Raw genomic sequence first — 16,592 nt, forward strand, 5'->3', positions numbered from 1 at the left:
TTTTGCGCTTTCATGTCATCTTGTTGAATGCCTGTGGGAACTAACCTCTGCCGCGCCCTTTAAGATCGGGCCGCAAGGCCTTAACTCTCTGTTTCGGCGCATGTCTCATTCGTCGGAGCCCTAGGGTTTCCAGCGGGATATGCGTTAAACCTTGCAACCGGGATGGTGCGGGCGCAAAAAGGCCCGCGACTGCTCACTTTGCTCATTCGCGAGAGCCCCTTATGTCGATTTCTCTCAATGGCGCTCCAAGCGCTGCCAATGCCGCCCCAGTCGCCCTGATCAGCGAATCGTCGGATGCCGGTTTCCGCACCGATGTGCTCGAGGCTTCGCGCGACACGCCGGTTCTCGTCGATTTCTGGGCGCCCTGGTGCGGCCCATGCCGCCAATTGACCCCGACGCTTGAAAAGGTCGTCAACGAGAAGGCGGGCAAGATCAAGCTCGTCAAAATCAATATCGACGACCATCCCGGCGTTGCAGGGCAACTGGGCGTGCAGTCGATTCCTGCCGTCTTTGCTTTTTCGGGCGGCCGTCCGGTCGACGGTTTCATGGGCGCGATGCCGGAAGGCGAAGTGCGCAAATTTGCCGATCGCGTGATTTCGGCGGCCCCCGCTGGCGCCCCACCTGCCGATTCGATCGAAGCCCAGATCGCCGATGCGCTCAAGGTTGCCGAGGAGGCTTTTGGCGCCGGTGATCTCGGCCAGGCGGCGCAGATCTTTGGCATGGTGCTGCAGCACGCGCCGGAAAACGACGTGGCCCTGATTGGGCTCGCCCGTGTCTATGTCGAAGCCGGCGAATTCGAGCAGGCTCAGGCAACGCTCGATATGGTGCCCGAGGACAAGCGGAAGGGCGAAGCCTATACCGCTGTTTCCAACACCATCCGCCTCAAGGAAGAGGCCTCGGGCCTTTCCGAATCGGCCGCGCTCGAAGCTGCCGTCGCGGCGAATCCGGATGATCATCAGGCGCGATTCGATCTTGCGGTGGTGCTCAATGCCGAGGGCAAGCGTGTCGAAGCTGCCGAAGTGCTCGTGACGATTTTCAAGCGCGACCGCACCTGGAATGAAGATGGCGCGCGCAAGAAGCTGCTGGAATTCTTCGAGGCTTGGGGCGCCAAGGACCCGGCCACGCTCAAGGGCCGGCGCCTGCTCTCGGCCGCGCTCTTCTCGTAAAAGGATTTTCCTATGCCGCAGCGCCCGACCAGCCCAGCCGAGGTGCCTGAGATCGTCCCGATCTTTCCGCTGAGCGGGGCGCTGCTGCTGCCCTATTCGCATCGTCCACTCAATATCTTCGAGCCGCGCTATCTCGAGATGGTGGACTTTGCGCTCTCGACCGATCGGCTGATCGGTGTGGTGCAGCCCGAGGACGAGAGCGAGGAAAGCCCGCAGGGGCAGGTAGCCCTCAAGAAGGTCGGGTGCCTCGGGCGCCTGACGCATTTCGAGGAAAGCGGCGATGGCCGCTATTTCATCATCCTCGAAGGTCTCTCGCGCTTCCGGCTCGGCGAAGAGGCCGATCGCGGCACGCCTTACCGCATGGCGGCGATTTCGACCGGCGAATTCGCCGATGACTTCACCCGCAATGTCGGCGAGGAGGCTGTCGATCGCGCGCGCTTCGTTAGGATGATGCGCGACTATGCCGAATTTGCCAGCATCGATCTCAACTGGGAAGAAATCGAACGCACCGGCACGGCGGATCTCGTCAATTTCTGCGCCATGGTCTCGCCCTATGGGCCCAAGGAAAAGCAGCTCTTGCTCGAAGCGCAGACGCTCAACGATCGGGCCGAGACGCTGATCGCCATGACCGAATATGAAATGGCGCGCGGCGGCAAAGGCGCCGTTCCGCTCAACTGATGGCCGAGACGGCCGAAGACAAGCGCCACACGATCGAGCGGCAGGTGCTCGAGATGCTGGTTTGTCCGCTTACCAAGACACGCCTGACGCTCTCGGCGGATCGCAAGGAGCTGATTTCGATCGCGGCCCGGCTGGCATTCCCGATTGTGAAGGGCGTGCCGCTGTTGAGTTTGGATGAAGCGCGCAATGTCGAGCCGGAAGAGGTTCAAGCGCTTTCACGCAGGTCATAGAGGGGGCCATATCGGCTAGATAGGAAGCCCGCTCAGCAATTTCGGACCGCTTTGCGACAGGCCCGATGCGGCGCGGATCATGGCGTCCTTGAGCGGCTCGGCGCGGTCGACGAGGCCAAGGCCGAAATCGCGCAGAGCGCGGACGGGAGGTAGGTCGTTGGAAAAGAGCCGGTTCATGCCATCGGTAACAGCGACCATGCTCGCCGTATCGAGGCGGCGCCAGGCCTGATACCGTTCCAAAATCTCTTCGCTGCCGTGATCCATGCCCAGGCGGAGAGCATCGACGATGACTTCGGCCAACGCTGCCACATCCTTAAGGCCAAGATTGAGCCCCTGCCCGGCGATCGGGTGGACGACATGGGCCGCATCTCCGACCAGCGCTAGACGGGGCCCGACAAAGCTGCGGGCGATCTGGAGATGCAAGGGAAATCCCTTGAGCTTGTCTTCGAGCGTGACCTTGCCGAGTGTCGAGCCCATGGCCGCTTCGATTTCGGCCTCTTGGCTCGCCGTATCCATGGCGAGAAAGCGCTTGGCGCCCTCGGCGCTTTCGGTCCAGACGAGGGACGAGCGATTGCCGCGCAAGGGGAGGCTCGCAAAGGGTCCGGCCGGACGAAAGTGCTCGTAGGCGACGCCGTTATGGGGCAGTTGGTGAGTGATGGTCGCGACAAGTCCGGTCTGGCGATAATCGTGGCCCGTGGTGGCGATCCCGGCGCGCTCACGCAATTCGGACCGGGCGCTATCGGCGGCAACGATCAGCGGCGCGGTGAGCACACGACCATCGGCGAGGGCCAGGCGGCCTTCGGACCAATCGGCGATTTCGGCGGGTGCTATGATGGTGACGAGGTCGGCCATGCCGGTCATCAATGCGGCGGAGCTGGCTTGATTGGGGACCATATAGGCGAAGGGTTCGCCTGGCGCGACTTCGCCTTCGAAGGTGAGAAACAGGGGGCGCGAAATATCGCCATTGCCTGAATCGGTGATGCGCATGGCGGTGATCGGCTGAGCCTCAGCCGCCATGTCCGACCAGACGCCAAGCGCGTCGAAGATGCGGCGGACGCCCGCGGCAATTGCCGAGGCGCGATTGTCCTTGGGTACCGAAAGCTCGCGGCGATCAACCAGCGCGACGCGGAGCCCGCGCATGGATTGGGCGAGCGCCAGCGCCAGCGTCATGCCCACGGGCCCGGCGCCGACGATGACGACGTCGAATTTTTCGGGCTGCGCATTGGACATGTTCGGTCTCCTGTTGCGCGCCATTTTCGCGCGCGGCTACGGGAAGAACAAGTGCGCGGGTTGCCGCAACGCGCTGCATCTTTGCGCGCAAACAGCTCCGGTCTGCCTCAGTCGTCATCACGCGCTTAATTGGTGTGCAGGTGCGGTGGAATTTGCGCAATTAATGGGCAATTTCGTGCCCATTTCTGAGTCGGTTTCAATGCGGCAAGATTAAGGCTCTGTAAACGCTGACTTTTTGGGCCTCGTCCAGTTTGGCACGCGGTTTGACTCTAAGTGTGCATCCAAAATGCGCCAGAGCGGCGCCAAGGGGGTCAAATGAAACTGGTGGTTGCCATCATCAAGCCGTCCCGGCTGGAAGAGGTCCGGCAGGCGCTCAATTCACTCGATGTGCACGGCATGACCGTGACCGAAGTGAAAGGCTATGGGCGCCAAAAGGGTCATTCCGAAATCTATCGCGGCACCGAATATGCCGTGCACTTCCTGCCCAAGCTCAAACTCGAAATCGCCGTCGATGACGCGCTCGCCGACGCGGTGAGCAATGCCATCCGCGATTCGGCCCAGACCGGCCGTATCGGCGACGGCAAGATTTTCGTGCTCGATCTCTTGGCCGTGACCCGCATCCGCACCGGTGAAACCGGCGCGTCCGCCCTTTAAGTGTCTTGGGGAGAAACAAGATGAAGTTAAACAAGGTTCTCGGAGGCGCCGCATTGGCCTCCCTGCTGCTGGCCCTGCCAGCCTTTGCCCAGGACGCCGCCGCGCCGGCTGCCGAAGCTGCCGCTGAAGTCACTGCCGTTGTCGACAAGGGCGACGTCGCCTGGATGCTGGTTTCGACCATGGTCGTCATCGTCATGACCATTCCCGGTCTCGCGCTCTTCTATGGCGGTCTCGTCCGCGCCAAGAACATCCTCTCGGTCCTGACCCAGGTGTTCCTCGCCTTCTCGATGATTTCCATTCTCTGGGTGGCCTATGGCTACTCGCTCGCCTTTGCCGGCCCGACCGAAGGCGGTCTCTCGGCTTTCGTCGGCGATCTCTCAAAATTCTTCCTCAATGGCGTGACGCTCGATTCGCGTGCGGCGACCTTCTCGGCTGGTTTCGAACTGCCCGAAATGGTGTTCGTGGTGTTCCAGCTCACCTTTGCCTGCATCACCTCGACCCTCATCGTCGGCGGTATCGCCGAGCGCATGAAGTTCGGCGCGCTGATGGCCTTCCTCGCCATCTGGTTCACCTTCTCCTATATCCCGATGGCCCACATGGTCTGGTCGGGTCCGGGCCTTCTGTTCGGCATGGGCGCATATGACTTTGCCGGCGGTACCGTGGTTCACATCAATTCCGGTGTTGCCGCCCTCGTCGCTGCCATCGTTCTCGGGCCACGCCTCGGCTTCATGAAGGAACCGATCCCGCCCCATAACCTCGTCCTCACCTATATCGGTGCTGGCCTCCTCTGGTTCGGCTGGTTCGGCTTCAACGCCGGCTCGAACCTCGAAGCCAATGCGCTGACCGCCGTTGCCCTGATCAACACGGTTCTCGCTCCCGCTGCCGGCGCTCTGGCCTGGGCCCTCGGTGAACGCATTACCCGTGGCCATGCGTCGGCTCTTGGTGCGGTCTCCGGTGCCGTTGCCGGTCTCGTCGCCATCACCCCGGCTGCCGGCTTTGCCGGTGTCGGTGGCGCCATCGTCCTCGGCGCGATTGCCGGCGTCGTCTGCCTCTGGGCCGTCGTCACGCTCAAGCCGCTCCTCAAGTATGACGACTCGCTCGACGTGTTCGGCATCCACGGCGTTGGCGGCATCATCGGTGCGCTCGGTACGGCCATCGTTGCTGCGCCAGGTCTCGGCGGTTACCCGCTCGGCGATGCGGCAGCTTATTCGATCGGCGGCCAGTTCATGGTGCAGCTGACCGGCGTTGCCATCGCCGTCGTCTGGTCCGGTGTCGTGGCTTTCGTTGCCATGCTCATCGTCAAGGCAATCTTCGGTGGTGCTCGCGTCAGCGAAGCTGCCGAAAGCGATGGTCTCGATCTCTCGAGCCATGGCGAACGCGCCTACAACTAATCCTCCCCGTGGGCGGCGCTCCGGCGCCGCCTGCACCCACTTTTCCGTGGTGTGCGGCCTACTTCCTCTTGGCCCGCCACAGAGGCTTCCCACGCACACCGGTGGGCCGCACTCCTCGGAAAAGCGTGGCAGGGCCACGTGCCGATTTTTCGCACCGGTTATGTAAACGGTGCATCTGGCCGCGCCATTCGAGCGTAGCTCTCATGGCCTTCTCACCTAAAATCGTCCCACTGGGACGATTTTGCCCCTCCGGGCCGGTTCGAAGGTTAGCACCCGATTAACCACACAAGTTTAGCATGCAGGACGATACGGGGCGCCGCGAATGGGTCGCTGCCCCGGAACAGTAATGCGTGTCATGCCCAGCCATCCCGTCCCGACGCTCGACGATATTCGCCCCGTGCCGCCCCGTGCGGCCCGCCAGAAAACGGCGGCGGCGATGCCAAAGCCGGCGCCCGTCATCGCCATCCGCATCCCGCTCCGCATCGCCGGCATGATCATGCTCGGCCTCGTGGCGGTGATTCTGGTGTCGCTCAGCACCTGGAGCGTCGATGACCCATCGCTCTCCTACGCAACGAGCAAGATCGCGGAGAACTGGCTCGGCTATCCCGGCGCGGTGATTGCCGATCTGGTCTTCCAGTTTTTAGGGCTAGGCGGCATCGTCATGTCCGTGCCGCTTGCCCTTTGGGGTTGGGCCATGGCGCGCAAGCGCCGCCCGACGCATATGGTGCTGCGCACGCTGTGCTGGATCGGCGCGACTGTTGTTTCGACCGGCGTCTTCGCTTTTCTGCCGGCGCCCGCCACCTGGCCGCTGCCAACCGGCATCGGTGGGCTCTCGGGCATGCTCTTCACCAATCTTGCCGGCATGATCGCCGGCGCCGATCCCCAGCCGATCACCGGCGCACTGTTTGGCGTTATTCTCGCCGTGCCTTCGCTCGCCATGCTCTGGGTCGCCATGGGCATCGGCACTGCCGTCGCCGTGAAGCCGGCCAAGGCTGGCCGCAAGGCCGCTGCTGTCGAGGAAGACGATGAGCGCGAAGCCAATCCGCTCGTCGAAGTGGCGCTCGGCTCGCTCTTCCATATGGGTTATTCGCTCCGTACCGCCTGGCGCCGCGCCCGGGCCGAACATGCGGCCCGGCGAGAGGACGAACAGGACCACGAGCACGATATCGAGCCCAATCTCGATGGCGCGCCCGTGAGCCGTGGCGCCGTGCAGGTCGAGTCGGTCATGGCGCCGGCTCAGCGCCGCATCCATGCTCCGGTCGAGCCGGCATTCGATGAAGAGCCGGTCGTCGCGTCGCCGCGTGTCAATGCGCGCCCGGCCTATGACGAAACCGAAATCGATTATCCCGACGAAGCCGACGATGACGCGGTGCCCTTCGTTCCCGAAATGCCGATCGTCCAGCATCCGGCTGTCGTCAGTCACACCCAGCGCGGCGATTCGCGCTTTCAGCCGGTCGACCACACCGCGCCCCGTACGGCCGTTGCGGCGCCTGCACCACGCCCGGCTCAGGGCCAGCGCGTGTTCCGCGAGGCCCAGCCAAGCCTTCTCGACGAGCCGCAGGGTTTTGAACTGCCGGCACTGAGCCTTCTTGCCGAACCCAAGCGCTTGGGCCCATCGCCCGAACATGCGCCGGAACGTTTGGAAGCCATGGCTCGCCGCCTCGAAGAGGTCCTGAGCGATTTTGGCGTCAAGGGCGACATCATCAATGTGCGCCCCGGCCCCGTCGTCACTCTGTTCGAACTCGAACCGGCGCCCGGCATCAAATCGAGCCGCGTCATTTCGCTGGCCGACGATATCGCCCGCTCGATGTCGGCGATCTCGGCCCGCGTCGCCGTAGTTCCCGGCCGCAATGCCATCGGCATCGAACTGCCCAACCAGACACGCGAAACCGTCTATTTCCGCGAAATGCTGGCTTCGTCCGATTTTGAGAAGATGAAGGGCAAGCTGCCGATCTGCCTCGGCAAGACCATTGGCGGCGAGCCGATCATCGCCGACCTCGCGCGCATGCCACACTTGCTGATCGCCGGTACCACCGGTTCCGGTAAGTCGGTGGGTATCAACACCTTCATTCTCTCGCTGCTCTACCAGATGACGCCCGAGCAGTGCCGCATGATCATGATCGACCCCAAAATGCTCGAACTCTCGATCTATGATGGCATTCCGCATCTGCTGACGCCCGTGGTGACCGACCCGCAGAAGGCCGTCGTGGCGCTGAAGTGGGCCGTGCGCGAGATGGAAGATCGCTATCGCAAGATGAGCAAGATCGGTGTGCGTAACATCGACGGCTTCAACCAGCGCGTCACCGAGGCCGCCAAGGAAGGCCGCGTCATTTCGCGTACGGTCCAGACCGGCTTTGACCGTGAAACCGGCGAAGCGATCTATGAAAGCGAAGAATTCAACCTCGAGCCCTTGCCCTATATCGTCGTCATCGTCGACGAAATGGCCGACCTGATGATGGTGGCAGGCAAGGACATCGAAGGCGCCATCCAGCGCCTCGCGCAGATGGCCCGTGCCGCCGGCATCCACATCGTCACGGCAACGCAGCGTCCGTCCGTCGACGTCATCACCGGTACGATCAAGGCCAACTTCCCGACCCGAATCTCCTTCATGGTGACGTCGAAAATCGACTCGCGCACCATTCTGGGTGAACAGGGCGCCGAACAGCTGCTGGGCAATGGCGACATGCTCTACATGGCCTCGGGCGGCCGCACCAAGCGCCTCCACGGCGCCTTCGTGTCCGACGCCGAAGTCGAAGCCGTGGTCAATCACCTCAAGAGCCAGGGCGCGCCGGATTATCTCGACTCGGTCATCGATGACGAGGAAGACGGCGGCAGCGATGCCGGCTCTGCAGGTGGCGGCGACGACTATGCCGGCTCAGGCGACGAACTCTACGATAAGGCCGTCCATGTCGTCTTGACCGACAAGAAGGCATCCACGTCCTACGTCCAGCGGCGCCTCGCCATTGGCTACAACAAGGCGGCAACCTTGATCGAACGGATGGAACGCGAAGGCGTCATCAGCGCGGCCAACCATGCTGGTAAGCGCGAAATCCTCGTCGGGAACAATGCCGACGGGTATTGAGCGTTATGTGATTTGAGCGGAAGGCCCCGGTGTTTAGCCGGGGCTTTTTGTTTTTGATTGCTCAGCGTTCTCAACAATCTCGGCGTCATTCCCGCGAAAGCGGGAATCCCTTTGCACCAAGACTGAGATTCCCGCTTTCGCGGGAATGACGCGGTGCAAGACTACCAAGCTCAGCACACCACCGCATCAGCCTTAGCCTCGAATTCTCTCGGACCCACCCAGCCCGGCTCTTTCTTGCTCGGCGCATCCACAATACGCACGATCACCGAACACTCGTCCGATCTCACCACAAAGACATCGGGCTCAGTCATCTCGATCACTTGGATCAATCGGCTAACACCCAGTGCCTCGGTCGCCGCATCCAGCACGGCGGTGAATTCGGCCTGCTGCTGGAATTGCGGCGGCAGCGCGGCGAGGGCTGGCGTGGCCGCTGCCACGAGAAGCGTTAAGCACGTCATGATCTTCAGCATGTCTCTTCTCCCGCCTTTGGTGGAACTTTCCACCTCTTGCCGCAATTGCTGCCTACGCTAGTTTGACTGACTAAAAACCCGCGAGGATACCCTGTCCATGATTCGCCGCCACGCTCTTTTGCTCGGTGTCGCTGCTGCCCTGGCGCCCGTAATGCCAGCCTTTGCGCAGGGACGCACCCTGACCCCCGAAGAGCAGACGCTGATCGGCGAAATCAACGCGCACAATTCGGCCATTCGCACCATGGTTGGCCGCTTCCTGCAGATCGATACAAATGGCGGGCGCACCGAAGGCACGTTCTTCCTCGAGCGCCCTGACAAGGTGCGCTTCCGCTATAATCCGCCGAGCCGCGAAGAGATCGTCTCCGTCGGCCGCGGTTTCTACGTCCTCAATCGCCAGGACGAAACCTATTACGCCTATCCGCAGGACACGATCCCGCTGCGCCAGTTCCTTGGCGACAAGATCGACCTGCTCAATGCCAATGTACTCGATGTGGCATCGTCCGATGGCTATATGACCATCACGGTGGTCGATGAAACGGTAGCGGGCACCGTGCAGGTGTCGCTGGTCTTCGATACGGAAACCAAGGATCTCGCGCAGTGGAGCTTGGTCGAGCCGAGCGGTGCGGAACTGACCTTCTCGCTCTATGATGTTGAGAAGGGCGTTGAAATTCCGCGCTCCTATTTCTCGATCCCCGCGACCTATACGGGTCTCGATCCCTCGACGCGCCGCTAAATCTTCCGATCACCGGAATAAAAAAAGCCCTCCGTTTGGAGGGCTTTTTGTTTGGCAACAAAGCGGTCTCAGCGGCCGAAGAAGTAGATGCCGACAAGGCCGAAAACACCGACCGCAATGCGCCACCAGGCAAAGGGGGCAAAGCCATAGCGGGAGACGAAATTGAGGAGGTAACGCACGACGATTGCGCCGACGACGAAGGCGGCTGCAAAGCCGATCGCGACGTTGAGGGCGATGGACGTGTCGATCAGGTCGCGGCTTTTGTAGAGATCGTAGCCGAAGGCTCCGACCATGATGGGGAGCGCGACGAAGAAGGTGAATTCGGCCGCGGCGCGCTTCGACGCACCAAACAGCATGCCGCCGACCACGGTCGAGCCCGAGCGCGAGACGCCGGGTATCAGCGATATCATCTGGAAAAGACCAATGATCACAGCGAGATGCCAAGGGAAGGTATAGATATCATCGTATTTCGGCTTGAGATTGAGCCGGTCGACGATGAGCAGCACGAAACCGCCGATCAGCAGACTCCAGCAGATCAGCGCGGCCGATTCCCAGAGATCGCCCTGGATGAAATCGCGCAGCAGCACGCCGGCAATGACGGCGGGGAAACAGGCGAGAATGACCGAGAGCGCGAACTGCCAGGCATACCGCTTGCCGGTCAGCGCATCGCGAATGAGCATGCCGAGTTTGGCGAAATAGACAGTGACCACCGCGAGAATGGCGCCAAGCTGAATGAGGACGATGAAGGTCGCCGGCTGCGTCAAACCGAAGAAATGACCAGCCAGAAGGAGATGGCCGGTGGAGCTGACTGGTAGGAATTCGGTAAGGCCTTCCAGAATTCCCAAGATCAGCGGCACAAAAAGACCTTGATCGGCGTTCATCTGATCCCCTAACTCGTTTATGGGCTGGTTTGCGCCCCTCTCTTATCCGTGTTCGACTTGAGCGCCAAGCGGGGGACTAGCAAGTCAGCTGCGCGTCAACCAGGTTCCGTACATGCCAACGCTCGTGCATTATCCGCTCGATCCCGCCTCGCGCCTTATCCGGCTCATGTGTGCCGAATATGGGGTGCCGCTGGATGTCGAAGAAATAAAGCCCTGGCTGCGCGAGCCGCATCTGCTCGATCTTAATCCCGCCGCGACGCTGCCCATTCTCGTCACTGACGACGAGGTGCCGATCATCGGCATTCTGGCCGCGATCCATGCGGTGGAAGATATCTACACGCTTGAAACCGTTGGCGGATTGGTGCCGACCCATCCGCTCGATCGCGCCGAAATGTGGCGGCTAGTCGAATGGATGCTGGTCAAGTTCAACGACGAAGTGACGCGCTATCTCTTTGAAGAAAAGATTTCCAAGCGCGACCTGAAGGGCGCGACGCCTGAGCCCTCCGTGCTCCGGGCGGCCAAGGCCAACCTTGCCGAGCACATGCTATATTTCAACTGGCTGCTCGCCAGCCGCAAGTGGCTCGCCGGCGAAGAGATGACGCTGGCCGACTTTGCGCTCGCGGCGCATCTGTCGACGCTCGACTATATGGGCGATATCGATTGGTCCAAGGCCGCCGAGACGGCCGACTGGTATTCGCGGCTCAAGTCGCGTCCCGCCTTCCGCACGCTGCTCAACGATCGCGTCGTTGCCATGCAGCCGAGCAAGGGATATGCCGACCTCGACTTTTAGAATTTTCGGCCGGGGATAAATCATGCGCGTGGGGTTTTTCGGGCTCGGTTATTCCTCGGAAGCGAGTGCGCATCTGCTCCGGAATGGCGGCGAAACTGTTAGCACTTGGGGAACGGTTCGAACGCCCGACAAGGCGGATCGGCTACAAGCAAGCGGTCTTGAGACGCTGGTCTTTAATGGCACGCAGCCGGGCCCGACAGTGGCCGACGCGCTGCAGAGCACCAGCCATGTCGTCATTTCCATTGCCCCCGATGCCGAGGGCGATGTGGTGCTCCGCCACCACCGCGCCGATATCGATGCCATGCCGAATTTGCAGTGGCTCTGCTATTATTCCACGGTCGGGGTCTATGGGGATTTCGACGGCGCTTGGATCGACGAAACAGCTGAACTGGTGCCGCGTAATCTCCGTTCCGACTTTCGCGTCAAGGCCGAGGAAGAATGGATCGCCTATGCCAAGGCGCGTGGCGTGCCGCTGACCATTCTGAGGCTGGCCGGGATCTATGGGCCGGGGCGATCGAGCTTCGACAAGCTTGCGGACGGTACAGCGCGGCGGGTGATCAAGCCGGGGCAGGTGTTCAACCGCATCCATGTGGCCGATATCGCGCGGGTGACCAAGCTCGCGGCAGAACAGCGGCTCGATGGGGTTTTCAACCTCGCCGACGACGAGCCGGCGTCGCCGCAGGATCTGATCACTTATGCGGCCGGCAAGATGGGCATTGAGCCGCCCCCCGAAGTGCCGTTCGAACGGGCGGAAATGTCGCCCATGGCCAAGAGTTTTTACCGCGACAACAAGCGGGTTTCGAACAAGGCGATCAAGACCGCGCTTGGGATCGAGATGCTCTATCCCAATTATCGCGCTGGGCTCGATGCCATCTGGGAGGCGCGCTCATGACGCTGCAGCCGGCCAAATCAGCCCCTCAAAAAATCGTGCTCGACGGGCGCTATGTGCGGCTTGAACCGCTCGCGCAAAAGCATGCCGCCGATCTCTACGCGGTCTCCACCATGGATGGCGGCGCCGAGCGCTATCGCTGGCTTTTCAGCGACGCGCCGACGTCGTTGGCCCAACTCGAAGCGCGGATTGCCGAGGCAGACGCTGGTCCGGACCGCTATGTCGCCATCGTCGATAAGGCGACTGGCAAGGCTTTGGGCCAACAGGGTTGGATGCGCATTCGGCCCGAACACGGCTCCATCGAAATCGGCGGCGTCTATTGGGGCCTGCCGATGGCACGCACCCGTCTTGCGACCGAAGCGCTTTATCTCTTTGCGCGACACGCTTTCGACGACCTCGGCTACCGGCGCTTCGAATGGAAGTGCAACGACCGCAACGAACCTTCCAAAGCTGCGGCGACGCGGTTTGGGTTCACCTTTGAGGGTATTTTCCGAAACGACATGATCCTCAAGGGCGAAAGCCGGGATACCGCCTGGTTCTCGATGATTGATAGCGAATGGTCGGCCCTGCGCGCCGAATATGAGCGCTGGCTGAACCCGGACAATTTTGATGCGGCCGGGCAGCAGAAGAGCAAGCTGGCTGTGCGGTGATTTTTTGATCCCTGGGCGCATTGGCCGATGTACGCATGGCTGTCGCCCCGGCGGAGGCCGGGGCCCATCCCGAACTCCCCCCACTATCCTTCCCTCGGGCTTGACCCGAGGGCCCGTGCGGGAGCCACAGATGTTTATGCTTACGCGAGTGCCCCTCGGGTCAAGCCCGAGGGAAGGCCGGTGGGTTGGCTAAATACGCTTAAAGAAAAGTGCCGCTGGCGCGTGGATGAATTCGCGTTTGGAGCTGTTCAGCTCAAAAGATAAAAACCCCGCCGGGAGCGACCATGACCATTTCTCTTCTGACCGATCCGTTCCCGAGCGACGATGCCTTGCGGGCGCTTTGGCGGTCCGCCTGGGGCGACGAGGGGCCGGCGACCTGGCAGACCGTGCTGGCGCGGAGCCTTGTGCATGTCGGTGCCTATGAGGGCGAGCAGCTCGTGGGCTATGTCAATGTCGCCTGGGATGGCGGCATCCATGCTTTTCTGCTCGATACGTCGGTCCATCGCGACTTTCAGCGACAGGGTATTGCGACGCGGCTGGTGAAGGTTGCGACCGACGCGGCGCGGGCGCGCGGAGCGCAATGGCTGCATGTCGATTTCGAACCGCATCTGGCGGGGTTTTATCGCGCCTGCGGCTTTCGGGCGACCGAAGCCGGGCTGATCGGGCTTTAGCATTAAGCCCATCCAAAAGAAACGGGCAGGGATCGCTCCCGGCCCGCTTCACAGAAAACCGGAAATCTCTACTTGAGAGCGTCGGTCACCGCGGTGCTGTAAGCGCCTTCCGGCTGCGCCTTGATGATCTTCTGATCAAGGAGCGCCTTCACCGTACGATCATAGGTCGTCATATCGAGCGCCGCGTCATTGGCATCGACGAGCTTTGACACCTCGCCGACCATGTAAAGCTGATGCGCCAATTCGGCCGCGCCGGTTTCGTCCATCTCGACAACGATTTCGGCGGCTTCCTCGGGGTTCTTCAGCGCATAATCCCAGCCCTTCATCGAGGCGCGGACGAAGCGGGTATAGGCATCGACCTTGGCCGGATCGGCGAGGGTGTCTTCCATGACATAGAGACCGTCTTCGAGAAGGTCATTGCCCATTTCGGTATAGTTGAAAATGGTCAGGTTATCCGGCCCATAACCGGCATCGAGCGCCTGGCCATATTCATTGTAGCTCATCACCGAGATACAATCGGCCTGGCCCTGGATCATCGGCTGGATGTCAAAGCTCTGCTGGAGGACAGTGACGCCCTCGGGCGAGCCATCGGTCTTGATGCCTTCCTTGTTCATCCAGGCAAAGAACGGATATTCATTGCCGAAGAACCAGACGCCCAGCGTATGGCCGGGGAAATCAGCGACCGTGTTGATCTCCTTTTCCTTGGGGCAGATCATCATCAGGCCCGAGCGTTTGAACGGCTGGGCGATATTGACGAGTGGCACGCCGGTATCGCGCGCAGCAAGACCCGCGGCCATCCAGGTGACGATGATATCGGCGCCGCCGCCGGCGATCACCTGTTCCGGGGCAATGTTCGGGCCGCCAGGCAGGATGGTCAGGTCGATATTTTCCTCGTCATAAAAGCCCTTTTCCTTGGCGACAAGATAGCCGGCGAACTGAGCCTGCGTGACCCACTTCAACTGAAGCGTCAGCGCATCGGCCGCAAAGGCGCTCGGCATGGCCGCAAGTGCCATGGTGCCGGCGAGAAGGCCCATAATAATCGTTTTCATATGTCGTTCCCTTTTCCCTGTTCTCAACTTACGCCCGTCCACCACGGACCGACGGATGCCAGAAGGTGACGCCCCTTTCGATGAGGGCGAGCACCCCGTAGAAGGCGGATCCCGCGACCGCGGCAACAGCGATCTCCGCCCAGACCAGGTCGATGGCGAGACGCCCCACCCCGGTCGAAATTCGGAAGCCCATCCCCACAACAGGCGTCCCGAAGAATTCCGCTACGATTGCGCCGATCAAGGCCAGTGTCGAGTTGATCTTGAGGGCATTGAAAATAAACGGCCCCGCAGCGGGGAGGCGCAGTTTAAGCAGCGTCTGCCAATAGGAGGCAGCATAGGTTCGCATTAGGTCGCGCTCGATATTCGAGGCTGCATTGAGCCCCGCCACCGTATTGACCAGCATGGGAAAGAACGTCATCGCGACGACCACGGCGGCCTTCGATTGCCAATCGAAGCCGAACCACATGACCATGATCGGCGCGATGCCGATGATCGGCAGGGCCGACATGAAATTGCCGATTGGCATCAGGCCGGCCTTGAGGAAAGGCGAGCGATCGACGGCAATGGCGACGACGAGCCCGGCAAGGCAGCCCATGATATAGCCGGGAATGACCGATTTCACGAATGTCTGGACGAAATCGGCCCAGAGGATCGTCCCCGAATTGGCCAATTGCGCGCCGATGGCTGACGGCGCTGGCAGGATCACGGGCGGCACATTAGCCCCGCGCGCAATCACCTCCCACATGACGAGCAACGCCACCCCGAACACGGCCGGAATGAGCAGCCCCATCGACCGGCGCGGCACCGTGCCCTTGCGGATTTCGCCCGAAAGCTGATCGACGAACAGCCAGGCAAAGGCCCAGGCCGCGCCCATGCCAAACCAATAATGGCCGGGCATAGCAGTCCCGCGCGGCAAGGCCAGCACCAGCGCCGTCGCAATCAGCACGGCGGCGAGACCATCGAGCCAGAAATTGACCGGCCGAAACACGAACCGCACTAGGGTCAGCGCCCCAAGGCCGAAGGCAAGTGTCAGCAAGATCTGTGCATCCGCAGAAAGCGCCGCGCCGACCAGCCCCAACAGCGCCATGCCGCCAGCAAGGCCTGCCAGCACAATTTGCAACAGTGTCAGCCCGCTCTTCATGCCCGCACCCCATTGCGCGCATTGACGAACTTTTCAGCCGCACCGACGATCGCCACCAGCACAGCCGCCAGCCCCGCCGCAATGAACAAAGCCGCCCAGATCTGAATGGTTTGTCCATTATAGGAGCCGGTAAGCAGCCGCACGCCAAGCCCGCCACCGGCGGCATTGGAGAGTTCAGCCACCACCGCGCCGATCAGTGAAATGGCAATGCCCACCTTCATCGAGGCAAAGAGCATCGGCAGCGCCGCCGGCCAGCGAAGCTTCCAGAACACCTGCCACGGATTTGCATCATAGGTCCGCATCAGATCGAGCTGAATGGCCTCCGGCGAGCGCAGCCCCTTCACCATGCCGACAACGACCGGGAAGAAACTCAGATACATCGAAATCAGCGATTTTGGCACGAGCCCCGTCAGCCCGATCGCGCCGAGCCCCACGACGACCATCGGCGCGATGGCGAGGATGGGAATCGTCTGGCTGGCAATGATCCAAGGCATCAGCGAGCGATCTGCCGCATCGTTGTGAATGATCGCGACCGCAAGAATGACCCCGAGCCCCGTGCCGAGCACAAAGCCGAGGAGGGTCGCCGACAGCGTGATCCAGGCATGGAGCGCGAGCGACCGCCGCGAGGTAAATTCGAGCCCCATCGTCGCATTCCAGATCTCCGAAAACACCTGATGCGGCGCCGGAAGGATCGGTTTGTCCTGCGCCCAGGTCTGCTGGGCGAATTCGAGGAACGGCACATTGGTGAGATTGGCGCGGCCATTGAGAATGGTCTGCCAGGGGGCGTTCATCCATATGGCGGCCGCGTACCAGAAAACGAAGATGGCGAGCAGAATGGTGAGGATAGGGATGATGCGATTCATCGGCCAGCCACCACTATCGCCCCG

Annotated in this window: 17 protein-coding genes; 11 read left to right on the top strand and 6 right to left on the bottom strand. The window is 61.6% G+C overall.

Features of this window, described 5'->3' with window-relative positions; translation table 11 throughout:
* The first annotated feature begins 221 nt into the window (after positions 1-221).
* The 3 genes from ASE94_RS00770 to ASE94_RS00780 are packed head-to-tail and all read left to right on the top strand — an operon-like array spanning position 222 to position 2,074.
* Positions 222-1,166 carry a co-chaperone YbbN gene (locus tag ASE94_RS00770; RefSeq protein WP_062628797.1) on the top strand — a complete coding sequence of 315 codons (945 nt, stop codon included), beginning with the start codon at positions 222-224 and terminating at the stop codon, positions 1,164-1,166.
* 12 nt (positions 1,167-1,178) lie between these two features.
* A complete protein-coding gene (locus tag ASE94_RS00775) occupies positions 1,179-1,844 on the top strand; it encodes an LON peptidase substrate-binding domain-containing protein (RefSeq protein ID WP_062628798.1) in 666 nt (221 codons plus the stop codon).
* Entirely contained in the window at positions 1,844-2,074 is a 231-nt protein-coding gene (locus tag ASE94_RS00780; RefSeq protein WP_061908746.1) for a Trm112 family protein, read from the top strand. Before ASE94_RS00775 ends, ASE94_RS00780 begins: the two co-directional genes overlap by 1 nt.
* Positions 2,075-2,089: 15 nt before the next feature.
* Here the strand turns inward: ASE94_RS00780 and ASE94_RS00785 are convergent, their stop codons facing one another.
* Positions 2,090-3,304 carry an FAD-dependent oxidoreductase gene (locus tag ASE94_RS00785; protein ID WP_062628799.1) on the bottom strand — a complete coding sequence of 405 codons (1,215 nt, stop codon included), beginning with the start codon at positions 3,302-3,304 and terminating at the stop codon, positions 2,090-2,092.
* Between the two features lie 315 nt (positions 3,305-3,619).
* Between ASE94_RS00785 and ASE94_RS00790 the strand changes: the two genes are divergently transcribed.
* The 3 genes from ASE94_RS00790 to ASE94_RS00800 all read left to right on the top strand — a co-directional run bounded on the left by ASE94_RS00790 (position 3,620) and on the right by ASE94_RS00800 (position 8,431).
* Complete coding sequence (locus ASE94_RS00790) at positions 3,620-3,958, top strand: P-II family nitrogen regulator (protein ID WP_061908750.1); 339 nt, start codon at positions 3,620-3,622, stop codon at positions 3,956-3,958.
* Between the two features lie 20 nt (positions 3,959-3,978).
* Positions 3,979-5,349 carry an ammonium transporter gene (locus ASE94_RS00795; protein ID WP_062628800.1) on the top strand — a complete coding sequence of 457 codons (1,371 nt, stop codon included), beginning with the start codon at positions 3,979-3,981 and terminating at the stop codon, positions 5,347-5,349.
* 436 nt (positions 5,350-5,785) lie between these two features.
* Positions 5,786-8,431 (top strand): DNA translocase FtsK, encoded by a 2,646-nt coding sequence (locus ASE94_RS00800; protein WP_062628965.1) that lies wholly within the window; start codon positions 5,786-5,788, stop codon positions 8,429-8,431.
* Between the two features lie 170 nt (positions 8,432-8,601).
* Here ASE94_RS00800 and ASE94_RS00805 read toward each other — a convergent pair whose 3' ends face one another.
* Positions 8,602-8,901, bottom strand: coding sequence for a hypothetical protein (locus tag ASE94_RS00805; RefSeq protein ID WP_062628801.1), 300 nt, complete (start codon positions 8,899-8,901; stop codon positions 8,602-8,604).
* A gap of 97 nt (positions 8,902-8,998) precedes the next feature.
* On the opposite strand from ASE94_RS00805, the gene ASE94_RS00810 reads away from it, so the two are divergent.
* Complete coding sequence (locus ASE94_RS00810) at positions 8,999-9,634, top strand: outer membrane lipoprotein carrier protein LolA (protein WP_062628802.1); 636 nt, start codon at positions 8,999-9,001, stop codon at positions 9,632-9,634.
* A gap of 68 nt (positions 9,635-9,702) precedes the next feature.
* Here ASE94_RS00810 and ASE94_RS00815 read toward each other — a convergent pair whose 3' ends face one another.
* Positions 9,703-10,515 (bottom strand): undecaprenyl-diphosphate phosphatase, encoded by an 813-nt coding sequence (locus ASE94_RS00815; RefSeq protein ID WP_062628803.1) that lies wholly within the window; start codon positions 10,513-10,515, stop codon positions 9,703-9,705.
* A 112-nt stretch (positions 10,516-10,627) separates the two neighbouring features.
* Here ASE94_RS00815 and ASE94_RS00820 point away from each other — a divergent pair, with 112 nt between their 5' ends.
* The 4 genes from ASE94_RS00820 (at position 10,628) to ASE94_RS00835 (ending at position 13,515) form a co-directional block, all read left to right on the top strand.
* Complete coding sequence (locus ASE94_RS00820) at positions 10,628-11,305, top strand: glutathione S-transferase family protein (RefSeq protein WP_061908760.1); 678 nt, start codon at positions 10,628-10,630, stop codon at positions 11,303-11,305.
* Between the two features lie 22 nt (positions 11,306-11,327).
* The gene (locus ASE94_RS00825) at positions 11,328-12,197 is read left to right on the top strand and encodes an SDR family oxidoreductase (protein ID WP_062628804.1); all 870 of its coding nucleotides are present in this window, start codon (positions 11,328-11,330) and stop codon (positions 12,195-12,197) included.
* Complete coding sequence (locus ASE94_RS00830) at positions 12,194-12,844, top strand: GNAT family protein (RefSeq protein ID WP_062628805.1); 651 nt, start codon at positions 12,194-12,196, stop codon at positions 12,842-12,844. Before ASE94_RS00825 ends, ASE94_RS00830 begins: the two co-directional genes overlap by 4 nt.
* Positions 12,845-13,128: 284 nt before the next feature.
* Positions 13,129-13,515, top strand: coding sequence for a GNAT family N-acetyltransferase (locus tag ASE94_RS00835; protein WP_062628806.1), 387 nt, complete (start codon positions 13,129-13,131; stop codon positions 13,513-13,515).
* 68 nt (positions 13,516-13,583) lie between these two features.
* Here ASE94_RS00835 and ASE94_RS00840 read toward each other — a convergent pair whose 3' ends face one another.
* The 3 genes from ASE94_RS00840 to ASE94_RS00850 all read right to left on the bottom strand — a co-directional run bounded on the left by ASE94_RS00840 (position 13,584) and on the right by ASE94_RS00850 (position 16,568).
* Positions 13,584-14,564: an ABC transporter substrate-binding protein gene (locus ASE94_RS00840; protein WP_062628807.1), complete on the bottom strand. Its 981-nt coding sequence runs from the start codon at positions 14,562-14,564 to the stop codon at positions 13,584-13,586.
* A 28-nt stretch (positions 14,565-14,592) separates the two neighbouring features.
* A complete protein-coding gene (locus tag ASE94_RS00845; protein ID WP_320408920.1) occupies positions 14,593-15,462 on the bottom strand; it encodes an ABC transporter permease in 870 nt (289 codons plus the stop codon).
* Positions 15,463-15,701: 239 nt separating this feature from the next.
* Positions 15,702-16,568: an ABC transporter permease gene (locus tag ASE94_RS00850; RefSeq protein WP_062628808.1), complete on the bottom strand. Its 867-nt coding sequence runs from the start codon at positions 16,566-16,568 to the stop codon at positions 15,702-15,704.
* Positions 16,569-16,592: the final 24 nt, after the last annotated feature.

This window comes from Devosia sp. Leaf64 (genome assembly GCF_001421945.1).
GTDB lineage: Bacteria > Pseudomonadota > Alphaproteobacteria > Rhizobiales > Devosiaceae > Devosia.